The organism is Clostridium sp. CM041, from assembly GCF_055081035.1.
Map to the genome: position 1 here is coordinate 3139898 of NZ_CM143648.1, position 17444 is coordinate 3157341.

Here is a 17444-nt window from a genome sequence, read left to right on the forward strand (position 1 = left end):
TAAAAACATAAAAATATAATGAGCAAATATTTATAGTTTGTGATATCTATTATTTGTAAAGTAGAAATTTGATTTTACATTAATAGAGAAAAATTAATATAATATAGAAAAGAGGGAGAAAAATGGACAAAATTACAAAACTTCTTCCGTTAATTCCGTTAAGAGGCATGAATATATTTCCATATATGGTATTGCATTTTGATGTTGGTAGAGAAAAATCTATACTTGCATTAGAGGATGCTATGCTAAATAATCAAGAGATTTTTCTGGGTTCACAGAAGGTATTAAAAATTGAAGAACCAGAAGAGAAGGATATATATAATATTGGTACTATTTGTAATGTAAAACAAATATTAAAGTTACCAGGAGATGCAATTAGGGTACTAGTTGAGGGAATAAAGAGAGGTAAGATTCTTGAGTACAAAGAGAAGGAACCTTTTCTACGGGTGGAAGTAGAAATTATTGAGGATGAATTGTATGAAGATAATAAGGAATGTAAGGCATACATTAGAAGTATAGATAAAGCCTTTGAAGAATACATAAATCTATCAGTTAACAACTTCCCAGATGCTTTATTCAGTTTAGAAGAGACGGAAGAACCAGGAAGATATTGTGATATGGTAAGCTCATATTTAATACTAAAGCCAGAGACAAAACAAGAATTGCTTGAAACAGTACAAGTTATTAAAAGATTAGAAAAATTGTTACTTATATTAAAAAATGAGGTTGAAGTATTAAAAATAGAAAAGAAGATTGGAAACAAGGTTAAAGGTAGAATTGATAAAATCCAAAAGGAATATTATCTAAGAGAACAAATGAAAGCTATACAAGAAGAATTAGGAGAAGATGACGAAGATAAGAGAGAAATCGTAGAATATGAAAATAAAATAAAAAAGGCAAAGCTTCCTAAAGAGGCAAAAGAAAAAGCAATTTATGAACTAAATAGATTGAAAAGTTCAGGGAATTATTCTTCAGAAAATGGAGTAACAAAAGCCTATTTAGATTGGATATTAGCACTACCCTTTAATAAAGTTACTAAAGATACCATTGATATTAACAAGGCTAGAGAGGTTTTTAAAGCGGAACATTATGGGCTCGAGGATGTTAAGGAAAGAATAATAGAATATTTAGCAGTTAAAAAAATCAGCAATACGCTTAAGGGACCTATACTTTGTTTGGTAGGTCCACCAGGAGTTGGAAAAACATCTATAGCGAAGTCTGTTGCTAATGCATTAAATAGAAATTTTGTTAGAATGTCACTTGGGGGAGTAAAAGATGAGGCTGAAATAAGAGGACATAGAAAAACTTACGTGGGAGCAATTCCAGGTAGAATTATATATGCCATGAAACAAGCCGGATATAGAAATCCATTATTCTTATTAGATGAAATTGATAAAATGAGCGGTGATTCTAAGGGTGACCCCGCAGATGCGCTTTTAGAAGTTTTGGATAGTGAACAAAATGCAACTTTTAGGGATCATTACCTAGAATTAGACTTTGATTTATCGAAAGTTTTATTTATAACTACTGCAAATAAATTAGATACCATTCCAAGACCATTACTAGATAGAATGGAAGTTATTGAGGTGTCAGGCTATACTTCAGAAGAAAAATTCCATATCGCTAAAAATCACATTATTCCAAAGATGTTAAAAGAACATAATATGGATGATGATAAAATAACTTTTTCCGATTCTTCGGTGAATTGTATTATCGAAAATTATACTAGGGAATCAGGGGTTAGAAATCTTGAAAGAAAAATTGCCTCAGTTATAAGAAAGGCAATAACTGAAACGGTAGAAAAGGGCAAAGAAAATGTTAATGTTACAACTTCACATGTTAAACGATATTTAGGTCCAGTTTTATATACCTATGATAAAGCTGACGAGGAAGATGGAGTAGGAGTTGTAACAGGCCTTGCGTGGACAGAGGTTGGTGGGGTTATCTTGCCTGTAGAGGCAAGTGCTATGGATGGAACTGGTAAGCTTCAACTTACCGGTCAATTAGGAGATGTAATGAAAGAATCTGCTAAAGCTGGATACAGCTATGTTAGAGCTAATGCAGCCAAATATAATATTGATAAAGATTTTTATAAAAATAAAGATATTCATATTCATGTACCAGAGGGGTCGGTGCCTAAAGATGGACCATCGGCGGGGGTAACTATGATAACTGCAATGGTATCTGCCTTAACTAACAAAAAAGTAAGACATAATGTAGCGATGACAGGGGAGATTACACTTACAGGAAGAGTGCTGCCTATTGGTGGACTTAAGGAAAAATCGTTAGCTGCATATAGGGCAGGAATTGATACAATTATAATACCTAAAAATAATGAAAAAGACATACAAAAAATACCAAATAGTATTAAAAATAAACTAAAATTTATAATTGCAAGTAAAGTAGAACATGTGCTTGAAAATGCATTAATTGGAGAGATATATAATGGAGATAAAACAATCTGAATTCATAATTTCAGCAGTAAAACCTAACCAGTATCCTACAGATAATATGGTAGAGTATGCTTTCGTTGGTAGGTCCAACGTAGGAAAGTCTTCTTTAATAAATACTTTAACCAATAGACGAAAGCTGGTTAAAGTTAGTGGAACACCTGGAAAAACTAGACTTATAAACTTTTTTTTAATAAACAATAGCTTTTATTTTGTTGATTTACCAGGTTACGGATATGCAAAAGTATCAAAAACTGAACAAGCTAAATGGGGTAAGATGATGGAGGACTACCTAATTCGTAGACCACAACTTCAAAAGGTAGCATTACTTGTGGATTGTAGACGTAAGCCAACTAAAGATGATCTTCTAATGTACGGATGGATTAAACATTTTGGTTATGAAGTTGTAATAGTGGCAACAAAAAAAGATAAGTTAAATAGAGCAGAACTTGTAAAAAATAATAAGCTGATAAGGGAAACATTTGCTCTTGAGGCGAATGAGGAAATTATTAATATTTCCTCACTAAAGAAAATAGGTGTAAAAGAGTTACTAGGAAACATGTTTAAAGATGATCACATAGAAGAATAAAAAATAAAATAGACCTACATTACGGCGTGCAAACTAGTACTTTGTGCATAAAGTAATGAGGTCTATTTTTTTTTGCCTTTAGCATGTGTAAAAAATATACAGCGCCGCAGGTAATGATTTAAGCACATGGAAAAAGATGATTTAATTTGAAAATCTGTGTCAATTTATTTCTACAAGAATAGTATATATTAGAACCAAAGAAAAAGATTTTAAAAGGTAAAACAACAATAAGGAGGCAAGTAAATGGATATGAATAGCTTATTAAGTGGCTTGAGTAGTGGCAAAGGAAATTTAGGCGGTGGCAACTGTGGCATCGGAGGTGGCAACTGTAACAACAGAGGCGATTGTGACTGTGGACGCGGCTGTGGTGGCTTTGGAGGCGGAAGAAGCTCAATAATTTGGATCATTATTCTATTATGCTTATGCGGAGGATGGGGTCAAGGACAAGAGAGTGGAACTGTCTGCGGATGCGATCCTAAACACTGCAAGGAACTTTGCAGATGTGGCTCAAGTAGTAGAGGTGGATTTGGCGGATTTGGTGGATTTGGTGGCGGATGTGGCGGATTCGGCGGCGGCGGTGCATGTTGCTGGATAATAATCTTAATTCTTATATTCGCATGTGGTGGCAATAATGGTAGACAAGGCAGAGGATGCACAAATAATTTTATAAATCTAGATAACTGTGATGAAGATTGTTAGATAAATAATTGTAATTGCACAAATAGATAAATTAAAATATTAATTAACTTGAGTTAAAATAAATAGTGCATTAAAACATGGCCCAGGAAGGGGAGTTTTATATGTCAAAAAGAAGATGTCGTGAAAGAAGATGTTGTGATAGAACATCAGAGTGTGGATGTAGAAATGGAAATCAGTTTTCAAGTATATGTACAAATCCATGTTGTGCGTTAATACTCTTAATTATACTTCAAAGAACATGTCTACTTGAAAACAAAAATGCTTTCTTGCTAATATTGATATTCATAGTTTGTTGTTGTTGTAAAGGTAGAAATGTTGAAACACCAGCGAGAGGATGTTGTTGTTAATTCTAAAAATCAGGGAGAGCTTATGCTCTCCCATTTATAAATGAGGTGATAAATATGTCAAAACATCATAAACACGATAGAAATAATATGAATAATGAAAATAATAACAATAATGCAAATAATAACAATGACAGTAATAATAACGGCAACAATAATAACAATAACAATTCTGGCAATAACCCATTAGCACAAATGATTAATGGAAATTCTGCAAATCCTTTGATGGGATTATTAACTAGCTTTCTTGGAGGAAATAATGGTGGGGGCAATAATATGCTTGAAGGGTTAATTTCTGGGTTAGGTGGCCAAGACAATAATATGCTAGGAAATTTAATTGGCAGTTTAGGCGGACAAGACAATAATATGTTAGGAAATTTGATGGACAGTTTAGGAGGGCAAGGTAATAACATGCGAGGCAACTCAACGGATAGTTATTCAGGAAATGTAAATTCAACATCGAATTCAGCAAAAAATAATAATAATAATCAAAATAATAATAATGGCAATAATAATCAAAACAATCAAAATAAAAATAATAGTAATAGTAGTAATAATAGTAATCGTAATAATGGTAATAGTAATCGTAATAGTAATAGTAATGAAAAAAACAATGATCTTAATGAGAATAATGATTTAGTAAATTCAAATGAAGATGGGCAAGATAATATGTTATCAAATATATTTTCAGGTATGGGTAATATAGATTTAAGCGAAATTTCAAATATGCTGTCTGGAATAGATTTAAATAATCTAGACTTAAACAATCCAAATCTTAATGATATTATGAATTCCATATCGAATAATGATTCTTTTGAAAGCAACGATGTTGAATTTAAACATACGAGTCCTAAAGAAAGTACACATAGCATTTTACAATTCTTAGAGGATGAGGATAAGGAACAGCTTATTTTTATATTAGCTCATCTAGTAGATGATAAAAAAATTGAAGTGCTCAATAAAATCGTAGAGGAAAATGATACCTCAAGACATTAGAATTGCTACAAATAAATGTGTGTTTTATATAAAAAATTTAAATATATTTTATAATGAATAAAACTCCGTAAAAAGGGTAATATTATAAATGTAATCGGAGTTGAAATCTCCATTAGCATAAAATAATTATTTTATGCGTAACCCCCCATCCCCCTTGGGACCGATAATACGGTCCCTTTTATAATTGTGTATATCTTAATAATATCGCTTTATTACTTAAGAGTTATAGAGCTAATCTTGAAGATAGAAACTTTATTCTCATTAGGCATAAGCTTTACAATTAGTTCTATAGTATAGTTTTTTGTTTCTTTTAAATCATTTGTATTGGTTCCTTTAAAATTTAATGTCCATAGAATTTCACTGGCATTACCGTCTTTGTCCCAATTATAATCTTTGAAAACGGCATCTTGAAAAGTAAAATGTATTTTTTGGCTTGATAAATCGCCTAATAGTGAAATATCATTACCATTTAAATAAGGTGCGAAAAGTTCTTTTGACATATTTAATTCTGATAATGGAAAGCTTTCCATCAGATTTACAAAACCTAACATGGTGTTTTTACCCATATAATTATCGGCATAATTATAGTTAAAAGACTTTAAATTATTTTTAATGAAAATATAACTGACTAAGTTCATTTCACCATCTTTAATATTTCCAGATATAACTTTAGGGGTTTTATTATTCTTACTATCTATAAAACCTAAAATATTGTTTGTGCTGCAAAATATATCATCAAATTTTTCTCCAGTCCAAAGAAATACATGCTGAATAGCCTTATCCTTTACTGATGCTTGAGTAAATATTTCAGGTATATTGTTTCTAGATATGTCCATTAAAGTAAGTCGCATTGGCCACTGCGAATAATAATTTCCCACAGTGTTACTTTTTTTAGAAGGCTCTAGATAATAACTCTTAGATTCTGAATTTATTTGGATATAATATTTATCTGCATCTGTTTTTATGTAGAGAATATCCTTAGTTCCATCCGCTGTTAGATCAGCTTGCATCATTTTGTTTTCATTAACGACATTAAACGTACTTATTGAACTTTTTCTGAAAAACAAAAAAAATGTAAGTGTTATGGTAAAGATAATAATTGCTAAAGTATAATAGACAATCTTCTTCTTAAAAAATAGTATCTGTAATTTCATATATTACACCCCCCTCTAAATTATATGTAACAATTGTATGTTTAATTAATTTATATTAAATAAATTTAAAAAAGATTCATATTTATTAATAGTATAGTCGGAAAACAATAATTAACAATTTCCATATTTAAGTATTAAAAGTGCTTATTTGAATGAAAAGTTATATTTGAATTAATTACGGGCATGACAAAAAGACTTTTTTATACACTATTAAAAAAAGCCGTAGGCTGGTTATTGAATTGAAATTTATTTTAAATTACGCAGCTATATTTTTAAGAGTTGGGAAAATATCAGCAAGGGCTATTAATTTTTCTGATGCCCAAGCATCTATGAAACAGCAAAATGCACCAAGAAATACCCTTGTTATTCTATACCCAACAGAATAAATAATTGCATCTTCAGCATGAAAATTATTATTTATTCTATCCCAACACCTTTCAGTAGTTGAACGTCTTTTATAAAGAGATTTCCATTGTTTTGAACCTCTTAATATTGGAGTAAAATACCTTGGGTTATCTAATGTTTTAGTGTAATAAGATTTATTGCTTTTCATAGGACATTTTTCACAGTTTTCACATTGAACTGGGAATAACCATTTATGTCTATATTGTTTAGTAATAATTCCCCAATTACGAAGCTGATGTCCACAAACAGTTCCGTGTGGAATAGCATTCTTATCAAGTTTAACAAATTCACTATTTGATGATGGTTTTGAAGAACGTGAATTTAAATCAATAATAGGATTTATTCCATAATGCATGCATAAAAGATAAAAAGCATTAGCATCATAAGCAGAATCTAAGGCTACAGAATGAAATTTAATTTCAGGATATAAATCTACAAGTTCTTTAAGTGCATAAACTCCAGTAACAGCATCATGGCGTGCCGCGCTAACAAATTTAATATGGATAGGTAGGCTGTAAAAGCTATCACAGGCAGTAAATCCATGATAGGTATGACCATAGTAATAATGTTCATTAAAGCTATCCCAACCCCAGCTAGCACTGGGGTCGGTAAACTTTCGATAACAGTCACAATGTTCTCCTGGTTTAAGTTTGCAATCACAAACTTTTTTACCGTAAGGCGAAGCCTGTGTTGGCATACAGGTTCCGTCGCCAGCAATATTTAGTTTAGAAGGATCGCCCAAAATACCCATTGATAAAGAAGGAATAACAAATAATTCTTTAAGTATGTTGTTCATTTTGGATTCGCTTCTGTCAAGGAGCTTTAAATTATCAAATTTTAAGATTCTTTTAACTAAACGGTCAACTACACCAGATTTGGAGTTATTCATCTTTTGGTTTTTCTTTTGCTTTTTACGTGGTTTACGTTTAATTTTACGCAGTTTGGATTTATTAAGGATCTTATCCTTATGAATCAGCCTATCCATAAAATCATAAAAAGTACCTACACCAGGAAGTCGGTCAACATGTATGCCTTCGGCTTTAGAGTCTGAATAGCAAGCGGGTATAAAACCAGATAAAATTGAATAGAAAGGGTCTGAACGTAATGTTTTTACCCAAGAGGATATACTAGTTTCTTTACAATAAGCCATGATAATAAGTGACCTGAGTAATGCTGCCGCATCTTTTGGCGGAGCTCCTTGATTAGATTTAGAATAAGTACTTTCTATTAGAGGGACAATTCCGGTTAGGTCGGTAGACCATATTTTAGTTATTTGTGAACTACGCTCAAACAAAGTGATTTGTTGATTGGTTTGAATATAGAATTTTTCTAAAAATGTTTCAAGAAAATATTGATATTGGGAATGAGAAACCTTAACAGTTAACATAAAAACACTCCTCGCAAATGAAATAATGTAAAAAATATACATATTTAATTTTGCGAATTTTTACTAGCTGTCAAGTCTTATTTCACAATGTTTAAGTAAAAAAAATAAAAAATAATACGAATAGCTTAAATTTTCTAGGTTATTCGTACAATATGAGGCACCACGAATTTTTGAGGTGAAGTTGATTTTTGAGCAAAATGAATCAAGAGTTAGCAGTGCCTTAAGAGTTTCCGAGAGTGCACTTATTAATAAAGTGAGGTGAACTTATGAAAAAATCATTAAAAAATTTATGTTGCGTTCTTATAGTTTTAACTATGGTGTTTAGCTTTTCATCATGCAAAATGGATGAAAAAGAAAAAAAATTAAATATATTTTTAGATACAACTGATGAGTCTTCTTCAAAAGTAATTAAGCTTTTAATTGATGATTTTAAAAAGAACAACCCTGATGTTGAAGTAAAACTAAATGATGCACTAGGTGATAAAAGTGATATCATGGAGACCATTAATTTAGGAACAGAAATTGATGTGATTTTTACTAATAGGAATAAACTTATTGAACTTAGTAAAAATGGAGTTTTGAGTGATATGAAAGATTCTTATGATGATAATACTATAAATAATAGATACTATAATATTATGAGTTCTTATGGTAGAGTAGGAGATAAATACTATGGAATAGGGGTTGTGCCATATTCTATTGAGCTACTATATAATAAAGCGCATCTTGAGAAACTAAAAATATCTAACCCTAATAATTTAGAACAATGGTTAAATGTGCTAAAGAAAACTAATGGTAAGGGTATGAAAACTCCAGTAGTGTTAACGGGAGATGTAGATGCGAATGGATTTCTATTTTCATTAATAGCTAGCAAGAGCATAAGTATTCATGACGTTGAGGAAAAATATGATAGTGGTGAAGAATCTTATAAAGAATTGAAAGATGTACAGGGAATATTTAAAGAATTTGATTCTTTAACAAAAAATAATGGAATTACTAAGGACTCTTTTGAATTAGGTAATGAACAAAATATTACGAATTTTAATAATGGTGATTCTCCATTATTAGTATGTATTTCTTATTATAATTCTAAACTTAATGGAAGTAACATAGGCATAATAGAAGATTACGAGAATAATTCAAAGTATGGTTCTAATGGACCTATTATAATTAATTCTTTATTAAGTGTTCCTGTAAATGCAAAGAATGGCGATAATGCCGATGCGTTTATTAAATATATTTATAGTGATGAGGTTCAAGCAAGAATTGTGCAGAAAGGAATTATAAGTGGAAATAAAATCGCAAATAATAAAGTCTCAGGTATTGGTAAAATAATGGTTCAACATATATATAAAGCTAATGATAATAATGTACCTATATTATATAATTTACCTGATAAACTCAAAAACAATGTACTTTTGGCTTTGAAAAAGATTTTAGGTGGTGATTATAGCTCTAAAGAATGGGAGGAGTTATTAAAAGAAAGTTATAAATGATTTGGTAAATAAAGAAAGAAGTATGAATTGAATTTCATACTTCTTTCTTTATTTAATTATTTTTTGCAATTTTCACATAAACCATAAAAATATACTTTACTCTCTAAAACTTCATAGCTAGTATGCTGTTTTACATCTTCGCGTATATTTGAAAAACGTATGCCTTCTATGTCATCAACCCTGCCACAACTTATGCAATGTATATGAGGATGTGAAGACACATTGCCATCATATCTAAAGTTACCTTCACCTACATTAAGTTCAATTATTAATTTAACTTCTATAAGAGTTTTTAATGCTTTATAAACCGTAGCTAAACTCATAGTAGGATACGTTGGTTGCAGAGCTTTGTAAATTAATTCTGCAGAAGGGTGTTCTTTTGTTGATTGCAAATATTTATAAACAGCAATCCGTTGAGGTGTAAGTTTTAATTTCTTCTCTTTAAAAATTGTTGTAATGTTATCCATATACACCATCCTATAATGTTATCAAAACTGTTGTAGGTTTTATTATATAATAAAACCTATTACTTGTCAAAAAAATATATTTAGAATTAATAGGAATTTTAAATTTTATTTTATTTTTAATTCATTTATAGGATAAGTAACATATATTAGTAATAGAGAAAGGGGGAGCTGACATTTTGAAAAAAACCTATGTACTAGATACAAATGTTATTTTGTATTCACCAAGCGCCATATTATCTTTTGGAGATAATGATGTAATAATACCTGAAGTGGTACTCGAGGAATTAGATAGTTTTAAGAAAGATAAAAGTGATTTAGGGGCTAATGCTAGATATGCGGCTAGACTTATTGATAAACTTAGGAAGCAGGGGAAACTAAATGAGGGTATTGATTTAACAAGTGGAGGAAGACTAAGAGTAGAAATGAATCATTATGATACCAAAATTCCTGATTCTTGGAATAAAGATAAAGCTGACAATAGAATATTGCAGGTATGTAAAGGGCTTAAAGAGCAAGGCGAGGATGTATGGTTAATAACCAAAGACATTTTCCAACGAATAAAGGCAGATGCCGTAGATATTAATGTAGAAGATTTTTATGAAAAATTTGTACCGGAATATGACAATCAGTATACAGGAAGAATGGAGGTATTTGTATCTCCAGAAAAGCTTCAGGAGTTTTTTAGTAAAAAAAATCTGGAAGTTGGTGCCTTACTTAAATATGATGAGGAAACAGAAGAATATACCACTCCACTTTTATACACAAATCAATTTTTAATAATTCATTCAATGGAAAATCCTAAACAAACGGCACTCGCTAGATATGATGGTAAAAATGTAGTACCGCTTTATAATAAGGAAAGTAAACCTTCAGGAGTTTCGCCAAGAAATGTAGGTCAGAAATTTATGCTGGAAGCTTTAAGCGCTGACTCAGTAAAAGCACCACTCGTAATTATAAAAGGACCTGCAGGAACAGCTAAAACATTATTTTCATTAGCGGTAGGTCTTCAAAAAATATTACAGGATAGTAATGAACATTACAGAAGAATTTTAATTTGCAGACCCAATGTTACTATGGATGAGGAAATAGGGTTTTTACCTGGTACAGAACAAGAAAAAATATCACCATTCATGAGGCCAATATTTGATAATTTAGAGATACTTGTGGAATCTGATGAAAAAGAACGTTACAAAAATGAAAAGCAACTATTAGATAAAATAAATGACTTGTTTGATAGGAGAATTATAACTACTGAAGCTGTTGCTTATCTTAGAGGAAGGTCCATAGTTAAAAATTGGGTAATTATAGATGAGGCACAAAATTTGTCGCCGAAACAAGTTAAAGCAATAATAACTAGAGTTGGAGAGGGAACTAAGTTGATTCTTATAGGTGACCCAGAACAAATAGATCATCCTTTCCTTGATTCAAGGTCAAATGGTTTGTGTTATGCCTCTGAAAAAATGAAGGGTAGTGACTTGTGTTATCAAGTAACTTTGAAATATGATGAATGTGAGAGGTCGCCCCTAGCATACGAAGGCTCTAAAAAATTATAAAAATCTAATTCTATAGAAGAGAGTATAAAAATTTATACTCTCTTTTTGTATTAATTTATCATATGATATTTATATTCACAAAAATTACATTTAAAAGATGTGTTAAAATATATAGTTTTATTGTATAATATGATAGTACATAATAAAGAAAAGGATGGGAAAGATGAAAAAAATAGAAAAATGTGGGAAGAGAAAAAAAAGAAGTCAAAGCACGCTTGTTTTATTTTTTATAATATTTGAATTAACTTTTACAGCTATTACAGGCCCATTTATGATTTATTATGGTCCGTTTAAAAATGTAAAGACTACAGTGGTAGGCGCAGCAATGACCACCCTTACCTTACAGTGGCTAGCAACATCATTTTTATCCGATGAAAAAATAAAAGAAATTATGAAGGACCAAGTAGTGGAAACTATAGCTCAAAATAACTCGGCTGGCGTAAATATAGAAAATAAAGATGATAATAGTATTGAAAGATATAATATTAAAGGGACAAAATATAAAGGTCATGTGTTAGTAATCAGTGACGCGACTAGATTAAAAGTAGGGTATAGTAGTAAGCTCAACCAGGAAGGTCAATTAAGGGAAGGTCAATTAACTAGTGATATTGCAAAAGATAATAATGCAATTGCAGCAGTTAATGGTGGCGCGTTTACAGATAAAGCTGGTGACACACTTTGGGCAGGAACGGGAGCAAATCCAACAGGAATTATAATGTCTAATGGTAAAGAAATTTTTAATGATATAAAAGATGAAAATGAAAAAACAGAGGTTGTAGCATTTACTAAATCGGGAAATTTATTAGTTGGAGCTCATTCAATTAAAGAAATGAAAGAGCTTGAAGTGATGGAAGCGGTATCCTTTGGTCCGGCACTTATAGTTAATGGACATAAAACTATAAATACGGGTGACGGACGTCAGGGGATAGCACCTAGAACAGCTATTGGACAAAGGAAAGATGGTGCAATAATATTATTAGTTATTGATGGTAGACAGATAGGTAGTTTAGGTGCTAATTTAAGAGAGGTGCAAGATATATTGTATGATTATGGGGCTTATAATGCTACTAACTTAGATGGAGGTTCTTCTTCTACATTGTTTTATGATGATGAAATTATAAACAATCCTAGTGATAGTTTAGGAGAAAGATCTATACCTTCAATTATTTATGTGGAGAGTAGGTAATGAAGTGAAATTTGAGCATAGTACATTTTAAATTAAAGGAGAAGAAACTATGAGCTGGAAGAAAAGAATAAGTATATGGATAATATTTTCATTATCCATGCAATGTTTAGGTTTATTTTATATAGATCATTATTTTTTAGCTACTGATTCAAAAATGGTTACGGAAAAAATTGTTGAAAATAAAAGCGATAAATTAAAAAATATTGATATTACATTGCCAGCAAACGTAGAAAATATATTAGCATCCTATGATGCTAAATATTTATGCTATTATGAGAATGAAGAATTAAAAATTGCTAACTGTAAGGATGGAAGCGTTAAAAATATAGAGGCGGAAGATGGAAGTAAAATTTCTTTTTATAAATGGCTTCCAGATAGAAATAGAATGCTTTTAGTAGAGAAAAGTGATGATGAGTCTAGTAATTTAGTATTGTATTCTTATGACGTAGCAAAAGGTGAAAAAGCGAAGATTAAAGATTTAGCCTGGACTGATACAAATGCTGAAGTAGAAGATACTCAACTATCAATTTTAACAGGGTTTATTTACGTAAAAGTTTCAAGTAGTGGTGAGGGAAGCAGTATATATAGAATTACAAGAATGAAAGATATGACAAAAATTGATACAATACCAAAGAGTGTGAGTAATATGGCATTAGCGCGCCATGAAGATAATTTGGTGTACGAGGGATTAGTCTATAATAAAATGTATTCTACCACCCTTGAGGAACCTATAAATATTAAAGGTGTAGAAAAACTTACTTTAATTGGCACTGATGATGATGACAATGTGTATCTTGGAGAATTAAAAGATAATTTGGTAAGCAAAGTTTATTATGGTAAAACATCAGAAAACACTGAAAATTGGAAAGTGATTGATTTACAAAAACCTTGTAAAAAAAATGATCTATTCGTTACATCTCTTGGTAAGGTCTATCAAAATGATGCAATGAAGGGTGTAATAAAAGATGTTAGTTCTGGAACTGAAACTAGCTATAAAGGAGAATTATTGCAATTGTATACTAAGGGAATAGTATCATTAGTTAATAATAAAGAAGTATCTTTTGTTCTTTTTAAGTAGTCGATACTATGATGTTTTATTTAAGACCTTATCTTTTTAAGATAAGGTTTTTTCTATAACCTGAAAATATAAGTTAATTCATAAGGATATAGTTGTGGTAATATATTATTTTATTTTAAGAATATTCAATTCAAAATAACAATAAACTTTGTTATAATAGATATATTAGACATCTTAAAAAATAACAAGTCAAAGATGCATTAACAAGGTGAGTAGCGATTAACATTGCCTACCATGTAGGAATATAAGGAGGAATAAATTTGGATACACAACAAATATTAAATAAGATTTTGATGATACCGGCAATTTTATTAGCATTTACTTTTCATGAGTATGCGCATGCTATCGTAGCGGATAGGTTAGGAGACAAAACTCCACGATTTCAAGGGAGACTTACGCTGAATCCAATCGCACATATAGATCCAATGGGATTTCTTATGATTATATTAGTAGGGTTTGGTTGGGCAAAGCCTGTTCAGACAAATCCTAGTGCATTTAAAAATTATTATAAGGATGATTTGAAAGTTTCAGTTGCAGGCCCAATTGCTAATCTGATTCTAGGGTTTGTATTTGCAATTCTGACTGTGTTATTTTCGAAACTTCCACCAATTCATGGTGGATTATATACTATTATTAGCCAAATTTTAATAATTACAGGGTACCTAAATTGTATTTTGTTTTTTCTTAATTTAGTGCCAATACCGGGATTTGATGGATCTCATATAGTTAGAGATTTGTTCCCAAAGTTTTTTTACAATTTACCAGATGCAATTTATAGGTATCAATTCTTAATATTTATGGTGTTAATATTGCCTATATTGCCTGGTGGACAATCAGTTTTTACTTATATCGTGCAAGCGCCAGGGTTATGGTTATTTAAACAGTTTTTAAATATTGCAGGGATGTTTTAAATAAAAAGTAAATTTCATAAAAATTATAAATGTAGGGAGAAAAACATATGCGCTTAAGAAAAAAATATTGGGCTAGGCCAGAGCTGGAAACTAGTCATATTGTAATAACTGACCAATATGATCACAAAGGAAAATGGAATGAAGAATTTAAAAATAACAATGCAATTCATCTAGAACTAGGTTGCGGTAAAGGTAGATTTATATCAGAAAAGTCCAGGAGAGATCTTGATATCAATTTTGTAGGCATTGATTTAAAAGATGAGGTTCTGGTATTTGCCCTTAGAAAAGTAATAGAAGTAAGAGAAGTTGAAGGGGAACAAGACATAAATGTACGTCTTATGCCAATGAACATTATGCTTATTGATGATGTGTTTGCAAAAGATGAGATAAGCAGAATTTATATAAATTTTTGTAATCCTTGGCCAAAAGACAGACATAATAAAAGAAGATTAACTCATACTAAGTTCTTGACGAGCTATAAGAAATTCTTAAAACCGGGATCTGAAGTTTGGTTCAAAACAGATGATACAGAGCTATTCGAAGAATCAGTAGACTATTTCAAAGAGTGCGGGTTTGAAATATTATTTTCAACCTATGATTTGCATAAGAGTGATTTTAAAGATAATGTAGTTACAGAATATGAAGCTAAATTCACAGAAATAGGGAAACAAGCTATGTTTCTACAAGCAAAATTAATTTAGCGAATTTAACCATATGAGACTTAAGCATTTTAGATTCTTATTTATTGACAGGATTAACATAATGCTATAAACTTAATTACATAGAAATGTATTAAATTGAAAATTTTAATAATGAAACTTATGAATTATATTAGTTAAAAATGAATAGATTTGTTTAGGTGCCTTTTATTAATCAGCCAATAAAGTGGATGAAGTTACTTTAGTAGATGATTAGTAAGGTGAAAAGGGAATGTGGTGTAATTCCACAGCAGCCCCCGCTACTGTAATTGAGAGAAAATCTTTAATAACTACCTGAAAGGGAAAGTGATAAGAGAAAGTGTATCAAGAGCCAGGAGACCTGCCTAAATTAGTAATATTAAGCTTTCGGCGGGAAAGAACTGTAGAATTCAAGTTAGTGCAATGAAATATTTGTACATAACAGCAGGTGCGCAAGCTTGCTGTTTTTTTGTTGTGTGCCAAGTACGAATACAAGCAGGAAGAAAGGAGAAATAATAATGGCTAAAGTAATGGTTCAAGGAACCGCTTCATCAGTAGGAAAAAGCATATTAGTAACAGCACTTTGCAGAATTTTTGTGCAAGATGGGTTTTCAGTATGTCCTTTTAAGTCACAGAATATGTCATTGAATTCTTATATTACATTGGATGGAAAAGAAATGGGACGTGCGCAGGTGCTTCAAGCCTATGCGGCAGGATTGGAGCCAGAGGTATATATGAATCCGATTTTATTAAAACCTACCTCGGATAAAAAGTGCCAAATTATCGTTAATGGAAAGGTTTTTGGGAATAGTACAGCTATGGAATATCATAATATGAAATTGGAATTCAAAGACATGCTAAAAAAGCAGTTTGAAGAATTAGAGAAGAAGTTTGATATTATAGTAATGGAAGGAGCAGGTAGCCCAGCAGAAATTAATTTAAGAGATAGAGATATAGTGAATATGGGAATGGCGGAACTTATAGATGCACCTGTGATACTCGCAGGAGATATAGATAAGGGTGGAGTATTTGCGTCATTAGCAGGGACTTTGCTTTTGCTTAATCAGGCAGAGAAAAAAAGGGTTAAAGCCACTATTATTAATAAATTTAGAGGAGATTTAGAAATCTTAAAGCCAGGACTTACAATGCTTGAGGATATTATACATATTCCATGTGCAGGGGTAGTTCCTTATTTTAGATTGGAACTCGAAGATGAAGATGGTGCAGTAGAATTTAACAAAAAAATTACTGCAGCTATTGATATTGCTGTAATAAAGCTTCCACATATATCGAATTTTACGGATTTAGACGCATTAAAGGCTGAAGAAGATGTATCAGTTAGATTTGTTACAACTAAAGGAGAATTGGGCACGCCAGACCTCCTTATCATACCGGGAACAAAAAATACTATTGATGATTTAATTTCTTTAAGAAATTCAGGACTTGCAGAAGCGGTTCAGCAATATAGTGTAGAAGGTAACGTATTAGGTATTTGTGGGGGCTATCAAATGCTAGGAAATAGCTTAAGTGACCCTAATTGCTTAGAGGGAAATTCAAAAGAAACAGAGGGTATGAAGCTTTTAGACATAGACACAATATTTGAAGATGAGAAAATAACTACAAGAGTAAAGGCTCGTAGCATTAACATTAGGGATACTAGTATAGAAACTTATGGTTACGAAATACATATGGGAATTTGTAAATATGGTCATAATGCAAAACCACTTTTTGAAATCTATGATAAGAATGGTTCTGATACGTCATCCTTCGATGGAGCAATAAATGCAGGTGGAAATGTTATGGGTACATATATTCATGGAGTTTTTGATGGAGTAGAATTTAGAGAACATATGATTAATACTTTAAGGGTAAAAAAAGCTATGGAACCTAAAAAATCTAAGGTTTATGAAAATCTAAGAGAAAAAGAATTAGACAAGCTAGCAGATATAGTTAGAGATAATGTAGATATGGATTCAATCTATAAAATCATAGGAATAAAAAGAAAAAGTTAGGGACAGTTAACAACTATTTAAAAAATTATAACAGTATAAG

At 31.0% G+C, this 17444-nt stretch carries 15 protein-coding genes and 1 riboswitch; of the genes, 12 read left to right on the plus strand and 3 right to left on the minus strand.

The features are described from left to right. The first annotated feature begins 122 nt into the window (after nt 1-122). From lon to ACWJJT_RS14860, 5 genes are all read left to right on the plus strand, one after another. Nucleotides 123-2465 (plus strand): endopeptidase La, encoded by a 2343-nt coding sequence (gene lon, locus ACWJJT_RS14840; protein ID WP_462955246.1) that lies wholly within the window; start codon nt 123-125, stop codon nt 2463-2465. After that, entirely contained in the window at nt 2446-3039 is a 594-nt protein-coding gene (yihA, locus tag ACWJJT_RS14845) for a ribosome biogenesis GTP-binding protein YihA/YsxC (protein ID WP_165412005.1), read from the plus strand. Before lon ends, yihA begins: the two co-directional genes overlap by 20 nt. 243 nt (nt 3040-3282) lie before the next feature. Beyond that, entirely contained in the window at nt 3283-3738 is a 456-nt protein-coding gene (locus tag ACWJJT_RS14850) for a hypothetical protein (protein WP_462955247.1), read from the plus strand. 101 nt (nt 3739-3839) lie between these two features. Further along, nucleotides 3840-4085, plus strand: coding sequence for a hypothetical protein (locus tag ACWJJT_RS14855; RefSeq protein WP_462955248.1), 246 nt, complete (start codon nt 3840-3842; stop codon nt 4083-4085). A 54-nt stretch (nt 4086-4139) separates the two neighbouring features. After that, entirely contained in the window at nt 4140-5078 is a 939-nt protein-coding gene (locus ACWJJT_RS14860) for a hypothetical protein (protein ID WP_462955249.1), read from the plus strand. A 212-nt stretch (nt 5079-5290) separates the two neighbouring features. Here the strand turns inward: ACWJJT_RS14860 and ACWJJT_RS14865 are convergent, their stop codons facing one another. Further along, the gene (locus ACWJJT_RS14865; RefSeq protein WP_462955250.1) at nt 5291-6232 is read right to left on the minus strand and encodes a VCBS repeat-containing protein; all 942 of its coding nucleotides are present in this window, start codon (nt 6230-6232) and stop codon (nt 5291-5293) included. Between the two features lie 256 nt (nt 6233-6488). After that, nucleotides 6489-8024, minus strand: a complete 1536-nt coding sequence (locus tag ACWJJT_RS14870) for a transposase (RefSeq protein ID WP_462954445.1) — start codon at nt 8022-8024, stop codon at nt 6489-6491. A 266-nt stretch (nt 8025-8290) separates the two neighbouring features. On the opposite strand from ACWJJT_RS14870, the gene ACWJJT_RS14875 reads away from it, so the two are divergent. Beyond that, nucleotides 8291-9520, plus strand: a complete 1230-nt coding sequence (locus tag ACWJJT_RS14875; protein ID WP_462955251.1) for an ABC transporter substrate-binding protein — start codon at nt 8291-8293, stop codon at nt 9518-9520. A gap of 56 nt (nt 9521-9576) precedes the next feature. Here ACWJJT_RS14875 and perR read toward each other — a convergent pair whose 3' ends face one another. Next, nucleotides 9577-9987, minus strand: coding sequence for a transcriptional regulator PerR (perR, locus tag ACWJJT_RS14880; protein WP_462955252.1), 411 nt, complete (start codon nt 9985-9987; stop codon nt 9577-9579). Between the two features lie 176 nt (nt 9988-10163). Here perR and ACWJJT_RS14885 point away from each other — a divergent pair, with 176 nt between their 5' ends. The 6 genes from ACWJJT_RS14885 to ACWJJT_RS14910 all read left to right on the plus strand — a co-directional run bounded on the left by ACWJJT_RS14885 (nt 10164) and on the right by ACWJJT_RS14910 (nt 17404). Further along, complete coding sequence (locus tag ACWJJT_RS14885) at nt 10164-11540, plus strand: PhoH family protein (protein WP_462955253.1); 1377 nt, start codon at nt 10164-10166, stop codon at nt 11538-11540. 163 nt (nt 11541-11703) lie between these two features. Then, nucleotides 11704-12726, plus strand: coding sequence for a phosphodiester glycosidase family protein (locus ACWJJT_RS14890; protein WP_462955254.1), 1023 nt, complete (start codon nt 11704-11706; stop codon nt 12724-12726). 49 nt (nt 12727-12775) lie between these two features. After that, the gene (locus ACWJJT_RS14895; RefSeq protein ID WP_462955255.1) at nt 12776-13804 is read left to right on the plus strand and encodes a hypothetical protein; all 1029 of its coding nucleotides are present in this window, start codon (nt 12776-12778) and stop codon (nt 13802-13804) included. Nucleotides 13805-14097: 293 nt separating this feature from the next. Further along, on the plus strand, nt 14098-14715 hold the full coding sequence (locus ACWJJT_RS14900) for a site-2 protease family protein (RefSeq protein ID WP_462956791.1): 618 nt from the start codon (nt 14098-14100) through the stop codon (nt 14713-14715). A 47-nt stretch (nt 14716-14762) separates the two neighbouring features. Next, on the plus strand, nt 14763-15416 hold the full coding sequence (gene trmB / locus ACWJJT_RS14905) for a tRNA (guanosine(46)-N7)-methyltransferase TrmB (RefSeq protein ID WP_216301927.1): 654 nt from the start codon (nt 14763-14765) through the stop codon (nt 15414-15416). A 174-nt stretch (nt 15417-15590) separates the two neighbouring features. Beyond that, nucleotides 15591-15775, plus strand: a riboswitch (cobalamin riboswitch). Nucleotides 15776-15910: 135 nt separating this feature from the next. After that, nucleotides 15911-17404, plus strand: a complete 1494-nt coding sequence (locus tag ACWJJT_RS14910) for a cobyric acid synthase (protein WP_462955256.1) — start codon at nt 15911-15913, stop codon at nt 17402-17404. Nucleotides 17405-17444: the final 40 nt, after the last annotated feature.